This is a genomic window from Actinosynnema pretiosum (genome assembly GCF_002354875.1).
Taxonomy (GTDB): Bacteria; Actinomycetota; Actinomycetes; order Mycobacteriales; family Pseudonocardiaceae; genus Actinosynnema; species Actinosynnema auranticum.
This window is the reverse complement of record NZ_CP023445.1, coordinates 3,496,189-3,512,146: the sequence shown is the minus strand read 5'-3', so window position 1 is coordinate 3,512,146 and position 15,958 is coordinate 3,496,189. Positions and strand designations below refer to the sequence as shown.

The following is a 15,958-nucleotide window of genomic DNA, read 5'->3' as shown; positions in this document are numbered from 1 at the left end:
AACTTGCGCCACCACCGGCAGCAAACCCCACTCCCACCACGATTTCCGAAAGAATTCAGCGTGCCCAAAAAAGAAAAAGTTCCCCATTTCTTTATCAACTACCGCGCGGCCGACGACCGCTTCGGTGTCGCCCTCCTGGACCGAGTGCTCTCGGAGCACTTCGGCTCCTCGGCGGTGTTCCTCGCCGCTAAATCCATCCCGCCCGGCGCCCGCTGGGAGGAGCGCATGTTCGAGGCGGTGGGCGAGTCCAGCGCCCTGCTGGTCGTGATGGGTCGGAAGTGGCTCGGCGATCACGAGGAAGGGGCGCTGGCGCGGCTCGACGACGAGGACGACTTCGTCCGCAGGGAGATCCTGCTGGCCAAGGAGTTGGACAAGCAGATCGTGCCCGTCAGGCTGGACGTCCCGCGCATCCTCAGGAGGCACTTCCCCGAGGACCTGCGGTTCCTGGCCGACCTCCAGGACGTCGAGATCCGGTTCCGGCACTCGCGCCTGGACATCGACGACCTCGCGAACCGCCTGAGCGCGGACTACCCAGAGTTGACGCGCGTCGACTCGCCGAAAGCGGACCGCGCCAGGTTCACCGCGAGCGGGAAGCACAACACCATCACCCAGGCGGACACCGTGCACATCGCGGGCAATTTCGTCGCGGGTGCCACGAAGAACTTCTACGACAAGCGGGCAGGCCGATGAACTTCGGGGAGAACCCCCTGCCCGGTCCGGGCGGGGACAACCGGGAGGGGAACCCGGAACAACCGCCGCAGGCCGTCCCGGTCCCCGACCCCGGCGTGAGCGCCACCTCCTACTCGGAGGCGTTGCGGAACCTCTCCGAAACCCTGCCGGGACTGAGCGCCAGCCGGGGGCGCGACATCGTCGCGAGTGCCGTGGAGCGCTTCCGCGACATCGAGCACCTGAACCAATTCCAGGGCGAGATCCGCGTGGAGGGCGACTTCATCGCCGCCTCGAAGGCGGGCCAGCGACGCCGTCGCGGCCCAGCGAGCACCCCGGTGCACGAGGCCGAACTCGCGGACCTCGCGCTGTACGTCGAACCGGAGGACTTCCAGACCGGGGTCGACCTGCTCGCCGAGCAGCGGATCGTGGTGTTCGCGGGTCCGGCGCGGACCGGCAGGCGGGCGCGGGCGCTGGCCACCGGCGTCGCGGTCCTCCGGCGCGAGCAGCTCCCGCTCCAAGTGCTCGAACTGCGCGGCGACCTGCTGGGCAACCCGTCGTGGCGGGTGCCGCGCGGTGGCGCGGTGATGCTGGTGGTGGACCGCCCCGCCGGCGGCAGGCAGCGCGCCGACACCATCGACGACAAGTGGCTGGAGTCGACGGCCGGGAAACTGCGCGAGCAGAACAGCTACCTGGTGGTGGTCACCGTGCGACCGCGGGGCGTGCTGGCGACCGCGACCAGGCGGAACGACCACGTCTTGGAGGATCTGGAGCTCCCGGACCCGCTGGAAGTGGTGCGCACGCGGCTGCTCGCCGCCGTGCCCTGGTTCTCGCCGGGCGCTTTCGACGGACTCGTCGCGGCGACGGCGCTGGACGAGGTGCTCGACGAGCGGGGCGACCCGAGGTTCGCGACCCGCGCGGCCAAGGCGCTCGGCGAGGCGCTGCTCGCGGACGGCGACCCGGCGGACGCCCTCGCCCGCCTGCGCGACGTCCGGGAGCAGGTCGCGGAGTGGCTGGGCGGCGATCCGTCAGCCACCGAGCTGGCGCTGGTGTTCGCCACGGCCGTGCTGGAGGGTTCGACCTACCTGAGCGTGGTCGACTCCGCAGTGGCGCTGTGCGGGAAGCTCGGCGGCAGCACCGGCATCAACGCGCCCCGCTACGCGCGAACCCTGCTGGCCGAGCGCTCCTGGATTGAGCAGGACAGGACGGGCGGTGGGCCCGGTGTGCTCCGGTTCCGGCACGCCGACCTGCGGCACGCGGTGCTGACCGGGGTCTGGGTCGACCTGGACGGGATCAGGGGCAAGCTGCTGGGCTGGTTGACCGAGCTGGCTCAGCACCCGGACGTGGAGGTGCGCGCCAGGGCCGCGAGCGCGGCGGGCTCGCTCGTCTCGTGCGACTTCACCCACGGCCTGTACCGCGTGCTGATGCCCTGGGCGTCGTCGGGACAGGCGACGCTGCGGCACAGCGCGAGCCTGGGGCTGAACGCGGCGGGCGGGCTGAGCGGTGACGCGGAACCGGTGTGGCGCCACCTGCAGGAGTGGGTGGAGCTGCCCGGCGAGGGTGCGACGGCCCGGCGGCTGTCCGCGACGGCGGGCCTGGCTGCGGGTGGGCTGATCGGGGCGGCCGAGCCCGAGCGCGCGCTGCGCGTGCTGCTGGCGCTGGCGCTCCAGAGCGGCTGGGGCGCCGTGCCCTCGGTCGCGGAGGGGGTCCGCGCGCTGGTGGAAGCGGGGGCGGTGGCCCCTGTCCTGGAGGCCCTGCTGCTCTGGAGCGAGGGGGACACCGGAGCCGAGCTCCCGGTCAAGGCGCTGACCGCGTTCGTCCACGTGGTGCGCGGTGCGGGCTTCCCGCTGGCCGCGCCGGGGACCCACCCCGACGTGCTCCCCGAGCTGTGGGGGCGGGCGCTGGAGCGCGAGGAGGTGGCGGATTCGGCTGCCGACGCGCTGCGGGACCGGGTGCTGATGCTCGACCACGCCCCCGATCCCGGTGTGGAAGAGGCGGTGCTCGACCTGCTCGGGGGCATCGCCGAACGCGGACCGGGCGACTACGGGCGCCTGTGCCACCTGCTCGACCGGTGGGCCCGCGATGCGGACCGCCCCTCCGCCGCCGCGGCGGACGTCCTGGAACAACTCGTGAAGGCTGGAGAAGACCTCGCATGACCACCACCAACCACGGGTACAACCCGGTGCTGGACAGCGGCCGGGTGGAGCGGTTCGGGCTCACGCCGCAGCGCTCGCCCAGGCCGGGCACCGCGCTGGTCCTGACCCGGCGCGACGGCGGGCACGTCGTCGTCGAGCCGGGACAGCCCGTCCCCTCGCTGCGCTGGGGCGCTTTCCACTGGTACGCCGTGGTGAACACGTCGAGCCAGCACCTGCTGATCACCTCGACCGGCCCCAGCAACGACCACGCGTACAGCTTCGTGGTGACGACCCGCATGGTCTGCCGCGTCCTGGACCCGGCACGGCTCGTGGGCGACGATCGGGCTGGAGCCGGGGCGCGCAACCTGGCCTCGGCCCTGGCTCCGTCCGTGGAGCAGGTCGTCCGGCACGTCTCGCACCGGCACGACCCGCTCGCGACGATCGCGGTCGAGCGCGCGGTGCGCGAAGCGCTGACGCGGACCGCCAAGCCCGACTGGATCGCGCTGTCGGACTTCAAGGTGACCGCGGCCTGCCCGGACGCCGAGCAGCTGGCCGAGGCACGACGGGCGATCAAGGTCGAGCAGCTGCGGCGCGACGCCCTGCAGGAGGTCGCGGGCGGTGGCCGGGACGCGCTGCTCGCCCAGACGATGATCAACAACAACGGCGATCCGCTGCCGTACCTGGATCGGGAGAACGCCGTGCAGGAGCAGCAGGCGAAGCAGGAGCTGGAGGTCGTGAAGCTCCTGCTCGACCAGGGGAACCTGGCCCCGCACGAGGCGGCGGCGGTGCGCACCGCGTTCCTGGAGTCCCGTTTCGGCGGGCACGCCCTGCCACGCACCGAGGGCATCAGGAACCGGCTGACGCGCCGCTCGCCCGGCGCGCTGGACCGGGGGCCGGTCATCGAGGGCGGCAGCACACCGTCCCCCTGAACCGGGACCACCGGGGAAACCCGAACGGAACCACTGGGCGGGAAGCGCACGACCATCCCGCTGACCTGGAGAAACGGGCGGAAACCGTCCGACGACGAGAACACCGGAGACGACCATGACGCGCGCCGAGCGGGTGTGCGATTCCTGCGGCAGCGAACTCCTCGGGCACACGGGTGCCTGCGGGGTGTGCCAGCAAGTGAACGACTTCGACAGCGGAACGCCAGAAGTCGCGACGACCGGCGAGGACCACGACATCCCGCCGCTCACGATCACCCCTCCGCACCAGCCGCACCGGTCGGAGGGACAGGGCGGGCAGCCCACTGAGGAAGGCGGTCCGGCGAAGGACCGGATGTGGCGCGATCCCACCCCCGCCCAGTGGCGGCAAGCGGGTCTGGTGGCCGCCGCGGTGGGCGCCGTCGCGGCCGTGACGACAGGTCTGTCGCAGGTGGTCGGTGGTCCGGGGCTCCCGGAACCCGAGGCGGAGAACGTGGCGTCCGAGGCCGCGCCGTGCCCCGCGGAGGTCGCCCGGTTCCTGCCCGGTGGTGGGGCGGGCTCAGACCTGATCGCCTCGTACACGACCACGACGCACGAGGTCACGCTGTGCCGGGACGCCTACGGCCAGGCGCACTACGACGGCCGCAGGCGCGGGTTGCCCGCGACCGGTCAGACGCACATCTCACTGCCCGCGGAGGAGTTCCGGTCCGGGTTCCTGGCGGTGAACTCGAGCCACAGCTACCAGGTGACCGGTTCGGAGCTGGTGGTGAAGCAGGGGGGCCAGGAGCTGATGCGACAGCCGCTCACCAGGACCGCCTGACGGTCAGGCGCTGGGCCAGCACAACCCCGATGCCCTGCCGGGAGCCGGATCGCCGAAGCGGAGGTGGACCCCACCCACCGGGTCCACCTCCACCAGCGAGGCGCCGGGCAGGTCGAGCACGCCCGCGTTGCCCGGCCCTGCGGGCGCAGCGGGCAGGCCGAGCACCTCGGTGGTGACGACGTCGTCGGGCGCGACGTCCGCGAGCCGCACCACGTGCCGAGGTCTCAGCCCTCGGGGGAACAGCACTTTCAGGTCGAGGAGGACGCCCCGGTGGCGCGGCACGCACACCAGGTTCCGCGCCGACGCGGTCGCCGGTCTGCTCCGCACGGCGAAGTCGTGGGGCGCACCGCGGTTCAGCGTCCTCGGCAGGTGCAGGACGAAGTCGGAGCGGATCAGCGGTGACACGGGGGCCACCAGCAGCTCTCCCCCGTGGAGCACCTGCGGCGGCGCGGCGAGGAGGGCGCCTCGCGAGGCCACGAGGACGTCGTCGAGCAGCTCCACCCCGGTCAGCCCGTCGGCGACCGCGACGGCGGTGCGGAACTCCAGGACCTCCAGTCCGGTGCGGTCGAGGACGACGACGAGCTCCAAACGCTCGGTCCGCCAGCGCAGCCGGGGCTCGTCGACGTGCCGAGTGCGCAGGAGTTCGGCCAGCGCACCGGTACCGCTGTCCGCTCGACGGCGCACCGTGCGCTCGCTGACGCCCTCGCGCACCGCCAGCCGCGCCACCCGCTCCCGGTACGTCCCGCCCCGCTCGGAACCGAGCCCGAACGCGGCGGTCACGGCGAGGCGCTGGTGGGCCGGGAGGTCGTTGATGCTCCCTTCCAGCCCACCGGCCACCTTCGCGAGCACGGCTTCCGCGTCCTCGTCCTCGCGGACGTGGAACAGCCCCCGGACCAGTGGGCCCAGCCGGGAGGAGAAGCCCGGTTCGGTCACACCTCGACCGCGGCGCAGCCCCTTCAACTCGGCGACGAGTTCCGCCCCGGACCGGGGAGTCACCGACTGCGAACGGGACGAAGACCTTGGACCACGGCTGTCAAGCCTGGCGATCGCGGGCAGGGGCTGTCCAGACTCCGATCGGGTCGGCCCCGGCCTTCGTCCCCGGCTCCTGACGCGCTTCCCAGGAGCCGCCCACCGTCACGCCCGCAGCGACTCCAGGTCCGCGATCAGCTCCGACAGCACCACCGGGTCCAGCGTGGACAGGGACGGGGTCTCCTTGCCCTTCGGGTTCCAGTAGTAGCTCGCCGGGCGTTCCAGGGTCAGCGCGGCCAGGCGCTGCTTGTCCGAGATCAGCGACACCGCGCCCACGTACAGGCCGGGGTCCAGGGCGAGCACCAGGACCCTGGTCGGGCTCAGGCGCTTGACCATCCACGGCTCCACGCCCGCGTCCTGCGGTTCGGCGCGCTCCCAGCCACGGCGCACCAGCGACAGCAGCCTGCCCGTCTCGACCTCGCCCTCCAGCAGCGCCCCCACCGCCGCGTCGGCGTCCTCCGGGGCGTGCACCGGTCTGCCCAGCTGCGGGAACGGCTGGAGCAGCTCGTAGTCCGCGAACACCTCCGCCCACGCGTCCAGCTCCCCGGCCAGCAGCAGCGGGTGGGCGATGCGGACCTCCGCGTCGCCCGGCAGCAGCACCGGGTCGTCGGAGGAGTCGGCCAGGCTGTTGTCCTCGGCCAGGCGGAAGCTGAGCGCCTGCCCCGCGCCGTCCTCGGCGGGCCGCTCCGCCAGCCACACCAGGCGGCGCACCACGTGGCGCAGCAGCGGGTGCCCGGCCAGCAGGGTGGTGAACTCGGCGGTCGTCCAGCGCCTGCCCACCACCATCGCGTTCTCCAGGCGGACGATCTGGTCCGCCGCCGAGGTGCGCACGTCCTTCTTCAGCGCCGCGAACCTGCGGTGCGCCGCAGGCGCCAGCTCGGGGTCGTCCTTCGCGCCCGGCTTGGGCAGCTCCTTGCGGCGGTTGCCGCCCCCGTCGAGCACGTACGGCTTCAGGTGCTCGTCGAACCCGACCGTGAACCGGCGCGGACCGTAGTCCAGGACGAGCGTGCCGTCCGCGTCCAGCCCGAAGTCCGGCACGAGCCGGTCGGCCAGCTGGTCGGCGCTGAGGTCGCGGTCGACGGCGATCTGCTCCAGCTTCTCCAGCGCGCTCGCCCTGAGCCCCTTGAACTTCACCTTCCGCGAGATGGCGTCCAGGTGCATGAGCGCCACGTCGCTGCCGATCTGGGCGAGCACGTCGAGCCCGGCCACCGCGCGCCGGTGCCCGCCCTCGCCCGGCCACACCCGGATCAGCGGGGACAGCACGCGCACGGTCTCGTCGTCGCCGACCGCGCCCTGCGCGGTGAGCACCCAGGCCTGCTCGGACGGCATCCCGACGAGCCGCCACGCGCTCAGCAGCGCCCGCCCGAACGCCGCCAGCGACTCCGGGTCGCACAGCTCGCGCACGAGGAGCGCGCCCGCGTACCGGTTGTCGGCGCGGTCGATCGCCAGGCTGAGCAGCAGGTTCGGCACGGCCGACAGGGGAACGGCGCGGCTCCGGTCGCGCAGCAGCACCTGCGGCAGCACGGCCGGGTCGACGCCCTCCAGCGACGGGAGCTTGGCGGGCACCACGTCGACCGGGTCGACCTCCAGCAGGTGCCGCACCGCCCGGTGCGCCTTGTCGCCGTGCTCGGCCGCGACGGCGAGCACCGCCTCCTGGCCGACCCGGTCGGCGACCAGGCGCAGCGCGGCCTCCGCGCAGGCCCGCGCCCGACCGGTCGGGCCGACGGCGGCGGCCACCAGCGGACGCGCGCCGTCCACCCCGTGCCGCTCGAACCAGGCCACGGCCCGAGGCCGGTACAGCTGCTTGCCCAGCGACTCGGCCATCCGCGCCGCCACCCACGGCGAGCGCAGCGGCAGCAGCACCTCGACGGCGATCGACGAGTCCACGTGCAGGTCGGGCAGCACCTCCAGCAGGTCGGTCCCGAACCGGGCGACCAGCGCGCGACCAATCTCCGCGTTGTAGATCCTGTGCGGCCCCAGCCTGCGCAGCAGGTGCCGCACCTGGTCGACCGGGCCGCGCAGCAGGGCGGACTCGCGCTCCATGTAGTTGTCCTCGTCGGTGAGGTCCGCGTCGCGGACCTCCTCCCAGGACAGGAAGTCGTCGGAGACGCTCGCCAGCCACTCGTCGCGCTCGCCGGGCAGCCACTCCTCGGCGGCGTCGCCGAGCGGTTCCAGGCCGCGCACCACCACCGGTGGCGCGGCGGCGGTGGCGCGCTCCCACGGGGCGTCCACGAGCGGGCGGGGCAGGTCGGCGGGGTCGGCCTCGGGGACGCGGTCCGCGAAGCCCTCGGCGACGCCGTCGACCAGGGCCCTGGCCTCGGCGGTCAGCGGGACGGCGGCGACGGCGGCCGGGCAGGCCAGCACGTGCGCCTCCAGCAGGTCGCGGGGCGCGGACGTGGACCGGTTCGGCGCGGCCAGCGCGGCGGCGAGCACCCGCGTGGCCCGGCCAGGCTGGCGGCGCAGCGCGGCGAGCAGCAGGCCCGAGGTGGCGCGGTCGGGGGCGAGGTCGACCAGGAACCGCAGCGCCTCGTCGGTCGGGGTCGCGGCGATGTGCTGGGCCAGCGAGGCGCGCAGGGACGGGTCGGCGCCGTCGGCGCGGAACCAGTCGACGAGCGCGGGCAGCGCCTCGGCGCCGAGCGCGGTGACCAGGGTGGGGAGGGTGCGGTTCCAGTGGTCGACGTCCCACAGCGGCACGGAGGGCTTGACCAGGTCGAGCTGCTCGGGGGTGCTGATCGCGGTGAGCACGACGTGGGCGCGCTGCTCCTCGTCGTGCGCGGTCCGCACGTCCTGGCACATCAGCTCGACCAGGTCGGCCTCGGTCGGCATGAGGACGGCGGCGATCGCGCGGGCCGAGCGGCGGTCCAGGTAGGCGCCGACGCGGTCGAGCGCGGAGGCGTACTCGGCGTCGGTCGCCGTGGCGAGCGCGGCGCGGACCCGCCCGACCACCTCGATGCCGTGCCAGGAGCGGCTGATCGCCTTGCGCGTGGACTGGTGGCGGATGCCGTCGTTGACGACGGTGGTGGCGCTGGCCAGGACCGCCTCGGCGGCGAAGACGACGCCGTGCTCGGCGAGCCAGGCGTCGGCGTGCGCGTTGAGCTTGTCCAGCTCGTAGGAGGAGGTGTGCCGCACGAGCATGTTGTGCAGCACGCCCGCGCCGACCGGGTTGGCGTGGCCGTCGAGGTGGGCGGTGAGGGCGTCGACGAGATCGGCGTCGCTCTTGAGGCGGGCCTTCCACGACCTCTGGCGCAACTGCTCGTCGTGGGTCCGGGCGAGCTCGCGCATGTCGGCGGCGGCTCCGGGGACGAGCTTGCGCTTGGAGCGCCCGTCGCCCCTGCGGTGCAGGGCGAGGCGGTGCGGGCGCGCGTCGTCGGGCCAGCGGTCCTCGGCGGCCGGGTCCCACGCGGGGGCTGGCTCCGGGACGGGCTCTGGAGCGGGCTCGGCACTGGCCGGGGCGGGCGACGGCGCGGCGAAGTGGTCGAGCCCACCGGGCACGGTCCGGCCCACCGGGGGCGCGGTCGCGTCAGGCTCCCGCTCGGCCACAGCGGGCGACGCGGGCGCGGTGACCGACCCGCTCGCGGCAGCGAAGTGGTCGAGCCCTCCGGACGGCGTTCCCACCGGGGCGAAGTGGTCGAGCCCGCCGGGCACGACCACCCCGGCTCCGGCGGGTTCCGACGGGGCGGCGGCGCCGGGGGCCGACGCACCCGGCCCCGCACCACCGCCCACCCCGTCCGAGCGGTCCGAGGGGACGTCGGGCGCGACGTCCGCGGTGGCCCCGGACCGGGGTGAGCCGACGCCCCTCCCCGAAGTGGCGTCGGCCGAGTCCCGCAGTGGCGCGGGAGCGGTGGGCGCGCCGTCGGAGTACCCCTTGGCGCGCTTCTCGGCGATCAGCTTGGCCAGGTGGTCGCGCGCCGACCGCTCGGACGCGAACTCCTTGGTCCTCGACTGCCCCGAGGTCCCGATGCGGCCCCACCGCACCGTCACCGACAGCCCGTCGCGCGCACCCTCCCAGAACTTGCGCGACGTGCCGCCGACGTACTCCAACCGCTCCACAGCCAGCCCTCCCCACACCGGATTCCAGGTTGGGGCGAACGCTAGCGGCGACCACCGACAAAAACCGGCGGACGCGGGTTCCCCGGTCCCGCCGGAAGCGGGACCGGGAGCCTCACGCGGAGGTCTTGAGCTGCGCGGACAGCTTGTCGAGCAGGTCCGTGACCAGGGTGACGACCTCGGCGTCGTCGGCCGGGTGGGTGTCGGCGAAGCGGGTGACCGAGCCGGGGATGGCCAGCTTCAGGTCCTCCAGCACGGCGCCACCGGCGATGCCCGCGGCCTTGCGGGCCTCGTCGTGCGCCCACACGCCGCCGTACTGGCCAAACGCGGTGCCGACGACCACGACGGGCTTGCCGGTCATCGAGCCCGCGCCGTAGGGGCGGGACAGCCAGTCGATGACGTTCTTGAGCACGGCGGGCATGGTGCCGTTGTACTCGGGGGTGAACAGCAGGAACGCCTCGGCGGACGCGGCGGCCTCGCGCAGCTTCGCGACGGCGGCGGGGAGGTTCTCGGGGTTGTCGATGTCCTCGTTGTAGAAGGGGACGTCGGCGATGCCCTCGTAGAGGTCGATGTCGAGGCCCTCGGGGGAGAGCTTGACGGCGGTCTCGGCGAGCTGGCGGTTGTGCGAGGCCGCGCGGAGGCTGCCGACGAACGCGAGGACGCGTGCAGACATCTGAGGTTCTCCTGGGTGGTGCAGCGTGGGGGTCAACCGGACCACGGTCCGGTTGGTGGTGCTTGAACGTTCTACCACCTATCCGGACCGCAGTCCACTTCTGCCCCGATGGCGTTAACCTGGCCACATGAGCACCCCTACCGGACCGGTGCGCATCGACGTGGAGCCGGTGACCGGAGAGCCACGACTGCGCGCCGACGCCGCGCGCAACCGGGCGCGCCTGCTGGAGGCCGCCGCGCTGCTGGTGGACGAGCACGGCGCGGCCAACCTGACGATGGACGCGGTGGCCAGCGCCGCCTGCGTCGGCAAGGGCACGGTGTTCCGGCGCTTCGGCGACCGCACCGGCCTGCTGCTGGCCCTGCTGGACCGCAGCGAGCAGCGGCTCCAGGCGGCCTACCTGGCCGGACCGCCGCCACTGGGGCCTGGCGCGGGCGCGGCCGAGCGGCTGCACGCCTTCGGGCCCGCCGTGCTGCGGCACGAGCACGGCGACCGGGACCTGTACCTGGCCGCCGAGACCGACCCCGACCGGCGCTACGCGGTGCCCGGTCAGCGGTTGCGGCAGACCCACCTGGTGGTGCTGCTGCGGGAGGCGGGCGCGGGCGGTGACCTGACGCTGCACGCGGTCACGCTGATGGGGTACCTGGAGATCGGGTTGGTGAACCACCTGCGGACCACGCGCGGCATGAGCCAGAAGCGCCTCGAAGCGGGATGGCACGATCTCGTGGGCCGCCTGCTCGGCACGATCAGGTGAAAGATCGGCGCTCGGCGGGTTCGGGTGGCGCGTCGTCGGCGAGGGGGTTGTCGTGAGCAGGTGGTTCAGCCAGGTGGACGTGTTCGCGGGGACGTCCCTGCGCGGCAACCCGGTGGCCGTGGTCGGGGACGCCGAGGGCCTGTCGGACGCGGAGCTGGCCCGGTTCGCGCGCTGGACGAACCTGTCCGAGACGGTCTTCCTGCTGCCCCCGACCGGACCTGCGGACTACCGGGTGCGGATCTTCACCCCCTCGGGCGAACTTCCCTTCGCCGGGCACCCGACGCTGGGCGCGTGCCACGCCTGGGCCGAGCGGTTTGGTGCGGACAAGCCCGTTGTCACCCAGGAGTGCGAGGCGGGCCTGGTCCGGGTGCGGAGGACCGAGGGCGGTCTGGCCTTCGCCGCTCCCCCGCTGACCCGGTCCGGCCCGGTCGACGCGGACCTGCGCGCGCACCTGGCCGAGGTGCTGGACCTGCCGGTGGTCGACGCCGCGCACGTGGACAACGGCCCCGGCTGGATCGCGGTGCTGGCGCCGGACGCGGGTTCGGTGCTGGGCGCGCGCGTCCCGACCGCGCGGGAGCTGGCGGACGCCCCGGCGCTCGGCCTGGTCGGCCCGCACCCGCCCGGCTCGCCGCACCTGGTGGAGGTGCGGGCGCTGTTCGTGGAGGGCGACCGGGTGACCGAGGACCCGGTGACCGGCAGCCTGAACGCCGGGGTGGCCCGCTGGCTGGTGGACACCGGCCGCGCGCCCGACCGGTACGCCGCGCACCAGGGGACGGTGGTCGGGGCGGACGGGCACGTGCTGGTGGAGCGGGACGCCGACGACGAGCTGTGGATCGGCGGCGCGACGACCACCGTCGTCACCGGCCACGTGGCGCTGGACTAGATCACCCGAAAGTGCGATGCCGATTCGCCCCCGATCCCGCCCGAGCCAGTCGCGGTCCGGGAACAATGGGACGTGCGAGGTGATCGCGGCTCGCTTGCGCCTGACCTGGCCGACCCGGACCTGGCCACCGGGGCGCTTCACCCTGCCCTCGCCACTGCGCAGGCACCGGTCCTGACACGATCTTCGTCATGCGCCCCGTGCTGCTGCTCGACGCGGACGGCCCGCTGAACCCGTTCGCGGCAGGCGCTGACGCGAAACCACCGGGCTTCGTCGAGCACCTCTTCCGGTTGCGCGGCTGGAGCAGGCGGCGTCCGCTGCGGATGTGGCTCAACCCCGACCACGAGGCGGCCCTGCTCGACGCGGCGGGTGACGCCGAGCTGGTCTGGGCCACCACCTGGGGGCACCAGGCGAACACGGTGGTCGGTCCGGCGATCGGCCTGCCGAACCTGCGGGTGGTCGAGTGCGGGAGCACCGGCGGTGGCTGGAAGTACGACGCCGTGGCCCGGTTCGCTTGGCAGCGCCCGCTGGTGTGGCTGGACGACGACTTCGACCTGTACCCGACGGCGCGGGACGCGTTCCCGGCCAAGCGGGCGGACGTGCCCACGGCCCTGGTGCGCGTCGACCCGCGCACGGGCCTCACCGAGGAGCACTTGGCCGAGGTGCGCCGCCACCTGGCGTGAACACGCCCGCGCGCAGTCACACGCGTGCAGCCACCACACGCGGGTAGCCCCCGCAGGCAGGTAGCCATCGCGCGCGTGCAGCCATCGCACACGGGTAGCCACCTGATCTTGGCCACCCGCGCGCAAGCGCCTGGGCTCAGGCGGTCGCGCCGCACTCGGTCGCCCGTGCTCAGGCGTCGCGGTGTCCGGGCAGTCGCACTCAGCCCCGGCCCAGGCGGCAGTGTTCGGACGGTCGCGCTCAGCCGCCAGTGCTCAGCCACCAGCGCTCAGCTGGCGGCGCGCTGGCGGCTGCGCTCAACCCGTTCGTGCTCAGCCGCCCGCATCGCGCGGTCGCCCACCTCGTCCGGCCGACCGGGATCGGCCGACGACGCACAGCCGACCGCACCCCGGCACTCACACCGGTCAGCTGCCAACGCCCCTCCGCCCACACCGGTCAGCCGTCAGCGCTCAGCCGCCCACACCGGTCTGCTGCCAGCGTCCCTCCGCCCGCCCCGGTCAGCGCGTCCGCGAGCAGTCCTCGGGACAGCACGGCGTGGGCGTGGTTGCCCACTTCCTCGTGCACGTCCACCGCGACGCGGTGGCAGACCGCGGCGGACCCCGGCCTCCCCAGGGCGGTCATGGCGCGGCCCATCGCGTCGATCGCCTGCGCCTGCCCGTACCGGTCCCCCGCGGTCCGGAACAGCCGCAGCGCGCGCCCGTGCAGCGCCACCCCGAGCCGTGGCGCGCCGAGCGCGGTGTGGACGCGGCCGAGCAGGTTCGTCGTGCTCGCCCGGCCGATCAGGTCGTCGCGCCCGGCGTGCACCTCCAGCGCGGCCCGCGCGTCCCGCAGCGCCTCCTCCGCCCGTCCCGCGCGCAGCAGGCTCCCGGCGCGCCCGTTGAGGCAGTTCGCCCGCCCGTTGTCGTCACCGGCGCGCTCGCAGTTGGCCAGCGCCCGCGTGAAGCAGGGCACCGCCTCCTCCGACCGCCCGGCCTCGTCGTAGGCGCGCGCCAACGCCCGCAGCGTCCGGTTCTCCGCGCCCACGTCCCCCAGCTCCTCGGTGGCGCGCAGCGCGACGACGTGGCTGTCGATCCAGTCCTGCCAGCGCCCCCGCAGCTGGAACGCGTTGACCGCCGCCCAGGGGATCTTCCAGGCGTGCTCCAGCCGCCCGTGGTCGGCGGCGAGCCGCGTGGACGCGACGAGGGCGGGCAGCTCGGCCACCAGCCAGTCCACCGCGGCCCGGCGGTCCGGCGGTCCGGGGTCCGGGGTGCGGGCGAGCGGCGCCTGGGGTGGTGGGCCGAGGGCGATGGGTGTCCGGTGGGCGTTGACCAGGCGGTCCGCGTGGAAGGCGGAGTGCAGCAGGTGGTCCAGCAGGGCCTCGGCGGCCCGCTCGCGGGTCCCGGCGTCCTCCTCCTCGGCCAAGCGGTCGCGGGCGAACACGCGCAGCAGGTCGTGGAAGCGGTAGCGGGCGCCCTCGGCCTCCAGGAGGTGGTGGGACAGCAGTTCGCGCAGCACCGCCTCCGCGCCGGACGCGCCCGTGCCGCACAGGGCCGCCGCCGCGCGGGCGTCGAAGGTGTCGCCGGGGTGCAGCGCGAGCAGGCGCAGCGCGCGGGCCGCGGGGTCCGGGAGCAGCCGGTAGGAGGCGTTGACGACGGCCTGCCAGTCGGCGGTGGCGCTGTCCAGCGCCAGCGAGGCCAGCAGCGCCCCGTCCTCGGCCAGGCCCCAGGCGAAGGCCGCGCGGTCGACGCCGGGGTGCTGCGACACCGAGGCCGCGACGATCGACAGCGCCAGCGGCAGGTCCGCGCACCTGCGGGCCAGCTCCGCCACGGCCGGGTCGTCGAGCGCGTCGGCTCCCAGGTGGCGGGCGAGCAGGCCCAACGACTCGGCCCGGCTCATCGGTGCGAGCCGCAGGGTCTCCACGCCGCAACCCGCGCGCAGTGCGGTCAGGCTCCTGCGCGAGGTGACCACCGTGAACGGCCTGCCCCTGGGCAGCAGGGTCTCGACCTGCGCGCTGTCGCGGGCGTTGTCCAGCACGAGCAGCAGGGCGAGGTCGTGGACCAGGTCGCGGAACAGCGCCATCCGGTCCTCGGGGTCCGGCGGGATCTCGGCGACCGGGACGCGCAGCGCGGACAGCAGCGAGTGCGTGGCCTGCTCGGCGGTCACCGGCGAGCGACCCGGTGCGAAACCGTGCAGGTTGAGGTGGATCTGCCCGTCGGGGAACAGGGCGTCGGCGACCGAGTGCGCCCACGCGGTGACCAGGGTGGACTTGCCGACGCCGGGCAGGCCCTCGACCACGCACGCGCCGCCCGCGCCCGCGAGCTCGGTCAGCCTCGCCACCTCGGCGTCGCGGCCGACGAAGTGCCGGGTGGTCGCCGGCAACAGCCGGGGTGGCCGCGACCGCCCGTGCCCGCCCACGGTCCCCGGTCGTCGCGCTGCTCCACCCGTCGCCCCTTCGTCGGCCTCGCCCCCGTTGTTATCCCGCGCGCGGGATCCGCTCCGCACGAGTGCGGTCTGGGGCGGTCGCGGGTCAGGGGTGCTTCTTAGGAGCCTTCCAGTAACCGCAGAAGGTGACGTTCTCCTTGGGCACCCCCGCGCCCACCCAGTGCCTGCGCAGTCCGACCGGCAGCGCCGACTCGCCGACGGCCCACCCGTAGAACGGGCCCTCGGGCAGCGGCCGGGACTCGACCTCGGCCCGCGCCGCCGCGCCCGGCACCGCCGTCGCGTCCGCGCGCACCACCCAGGTGACCTCAACGCCCGAGAACCCGGCGAGGTCCCTGCGGTCGCCCTCCTCCGGCACCTCGACGACCGCGCGGCCGGTCACGTCGGCGGGCAGGGACGCCAGGATTCCCTCGATCGCGGGCAGCCCGGTCTCGTCCGCGACGAGCAGCACCTGTCGCACGCCGTCGGGCAGGGCGAACCCGGTCCCCTCGTCCAGGACGCCGACCTGGTCGCCTTCCGCGCAGGTCAGCGCCCACGCGGTGGCAGGTCCGGCGGTGCCGTCGTCGGGCGAGCCGTGCACGACGAAGTCGACGTCCAGTTCAGGCCCCTCGGGGCGGAAGGCGCGGACCGTGTAGTTGCGCAGGACGGGACGGCGACCCTTGGACACGGTCAGGTACCTCAGGTACGACAGCACGGTGAGCTTGTCCGGCGCGCCGTCGAGCGAGCCCTGGGCGACCGGGATGAACAACCGGAACCACTGGTCATAACCCAGGGGGGTGAAACGGGCGAGGTCGTCGCCACCGAGGGTGACGCGCACGAAGTTCGGCGAGACCCGCTCCCTGCGCAGCACCGAGAGCGTGAGCAGCGCCGAGTGCTCGGGCTTGGTCCTCGCGGCGGACAGGTTGTCGCGGGCCATGACTGCACCTCCACATTTG

General features: G+C 74.2%; 12 protein-coding genes. 7 read left to right on the top strand and 5 right to left on the bottom strand.

All coding sequences use genetic code 11. The features are described 5' to 3' along the window. Positions 1-60: 60 nt before the first annotated feature. The 4 genes from CNX65_RS35360 (at position 61) to CNX65_RS15235 (ending at position 4,544) form a co-directional block, all read left to right on the top strand. A complete protein-coding gene (locus tag CNX65_RS35360) occupies positions 61-690 on the top strand; it encodes a toll/interleukin-1 receptor domain-containing protein (protein ID WP_157767667.1) in 630 nt (209 codons plus the stop codon). Next, positions 687-2,822, top strand: a complete 2,136-nt coding sequence (locus tag CNX65_RS15245; protein ID WP_096493664.1) for a hypothetical protein — start codon at positions 687-689, stop codon at positions 2,820-2,822. Before CNX65_RS35360 ends, CNX65_RS15245 begins: the two co-directional genes overlap by 4 nt. Then, a complete protein-coding gene (locus CNX65_RS15240; RefSeq protein ID WP_096493662.1) occupies positions 2,819-3,730 on the top strand; it encodes an SPFH domain-containing protein in 912 nt (303 codons plus the stop codon). The genes CNX65_RS15245 and CNX65_RS15240 overlap by 4 nt, the downstream gene beginning before the upstream one ends. A gap of 196 nt (positions 3,731-3,926) precedes the next feature. Beyond that, a complete protein-coding gene (locus CNX65_RS15235) occupies positions 3,927-4,544 on the top strand; it encodes a hypothetical protein (RefSeq protein ID WP_096493660.1) in 618 nt (205 codons plus the stop codon). A 3-nt stretch (positions 4,545-4,547) separates the two neighbouring features. Here the strand turns inward: CNX65_RS15235 and CNX65_RS15230 are convergent, their stop codons facing one another. From CNX65_RS15230 to CNX65_RS15220, 3 genes are all read right to left on the bottom strand, one after another. Next, positions 4,548-5,477, bottom strand: a complete 930-nt coding sequence (locus tag CNX65_RS15230) for a hypothetical protein (protein WP_096493658.1) — start codon at positions 5,475-5,477, stop codon at positions 4,548-4,550. A 201-nt stretch (positions 5,478-5,678) separates the two neighbouring features. Beyond that, positions 5,679-9,623: a DUF4132 domain-containing protein gene (locus CNX65_RS15225; RefSeq protein ID WP_177154663.1), complete on the bottom strand. Its 3,945-nt coding sequence runs from the start codon at positions 9,621-9,623 to the stop codon at positions 5,679-5,681. Between the two features lie 112 nt (positions 9,624-9,735). Further along, positions 9,736-10,293 carry an NAD(P)H-dependent oxidoreductase gene (locus CNX65_RS15220; protein WP_096493654.1) on the bottom strand — a complete coding sequence of 186 codons (558 nt, stop codon included), beginning with the start codon at positions 10,291-10,293 and terminating at the stop codon, positions 9,736-9,738. 127 nt (positions 10,294-10,420) lie between these two features. Here CNX65_RS15220 and CNX65_RS15215 point away from each other — a divergent pair, with 127 nt between their 5' ends. The 3 genes from CNX65_RS15215 (at position 10,421) to CNX65_RS15205 (ending at position 12,607) form a co-directional block, all read left to right on the top strand. Then, a complete protein-coding gene (locus CNX65_RS15215; protein ID WP_096493652.1) occupies positions 10,421-11,044 on the top strand; it encodes a TetR/AcrR family transcriptional regulator in 624 nt (207 codons plus the stop codon). Positions 11,045-11,096: 52 nt separating this feature from the next. Next, positions 11,097-11,927, top strand: a complete 831-nt coding sequence (locus CNX65_RS15210) for a PhzF family phenazine biosynthesis protein (RefSeq protein ID WP_096493650.1) — start codon at positions 11,097-11,099, stop codon at positions 11,925-11,927. A 188-nt stretch (positions 11,928-12,115) separates the two neighbouring features. Beyond that, positions 12,116-12,607 carry an HAD domain-containing protein gene (locus CNX65_RS15205; RefSeq protein ID WP_096493649.1) on the top strand — a complete coding sequence of 164 codons (492 nt, stop codon included), beginning with the start codon at positions 12,116-12,118 and terminating at the stop codon, positions 12,605-12,607. A gap of 433 nt (positions 12,608-13,040) precedes the next feature. On the opposite strand, the gene CNX65_RS15200 is transcribed toward CNX65_RS15205, so the two are convergent. Further along, entirely contained in the window at positions 13,041-14,963 is a 1,923-nt protein-coding gene (locus CNX65_RS15200; protein ID WP_157767666.1) for a tetratricopeptide repeat protein, read from the bottom strand. Positions 14,964-15,111: 148 nt separating this feature from the next. Further along, positions 15,112-15,939 carry a siderophore-interacting protein gene (locus CNX65_RS15195; RefSeq protein ID WP_177154662.1) on the bottom strand — a complete coding sequence of 276 codons (828 nt, stop codon included), beginning with the start codon at positions 15,937-15,939 and terminating at the stop codon, positions 15,112-15,114. Between the last annotated feature and the right edge of the window lie 19 nt (positions 15,940-15,958).

Excerpts from the sequence above, each read along its gene's own strand:
- CNX65_RS15240 (WP_096493662.1), top strand. The coding sequence starts at position 2,819 with ATGACCACCACCAACCACGGGTACAACCCGGTGCTGGACAGCGGCCGG.
- CNX65_RS15215 (WP_096493652.1), top strand. The coding sequence starts at position 10,421 with ATGAGCACCCCTACCGGACCGGTGCGCATCGACGTGGAGCCGGTGACC.
- CNX65_RS15220 (WP_096493654.1), bottom strand. The coding sequence starts at position 10,293 with ATGTCTGCACGCGTCCTCGCGTTCGTCGGCAGCCTCCGCGCGGCCTCG.
- CNX65_RS15195 (WP_177154662.1), bottom strand. The coding sequence starts at position 15,939 with ATGGCCCGCGACAACCTGTCCGCCGCGAGGACCAAGCCCGAGCACTCG.
- CNX65_RS15205 (WP_096493649.1), top strand. The coding sequence starts at position 12,116 with ATGCGCCCCGTGCTGCTGCTCGACGCGGACGGCCCGCTGAACCCGTTC.
- CNX65_RS15245 (WP_096493664.1), top strand. The coding sequence starts at position 687 with ATGAACTTCGGGGAGAACCCCCTGCCCGGTCCGGGCGGGGACAACCGG.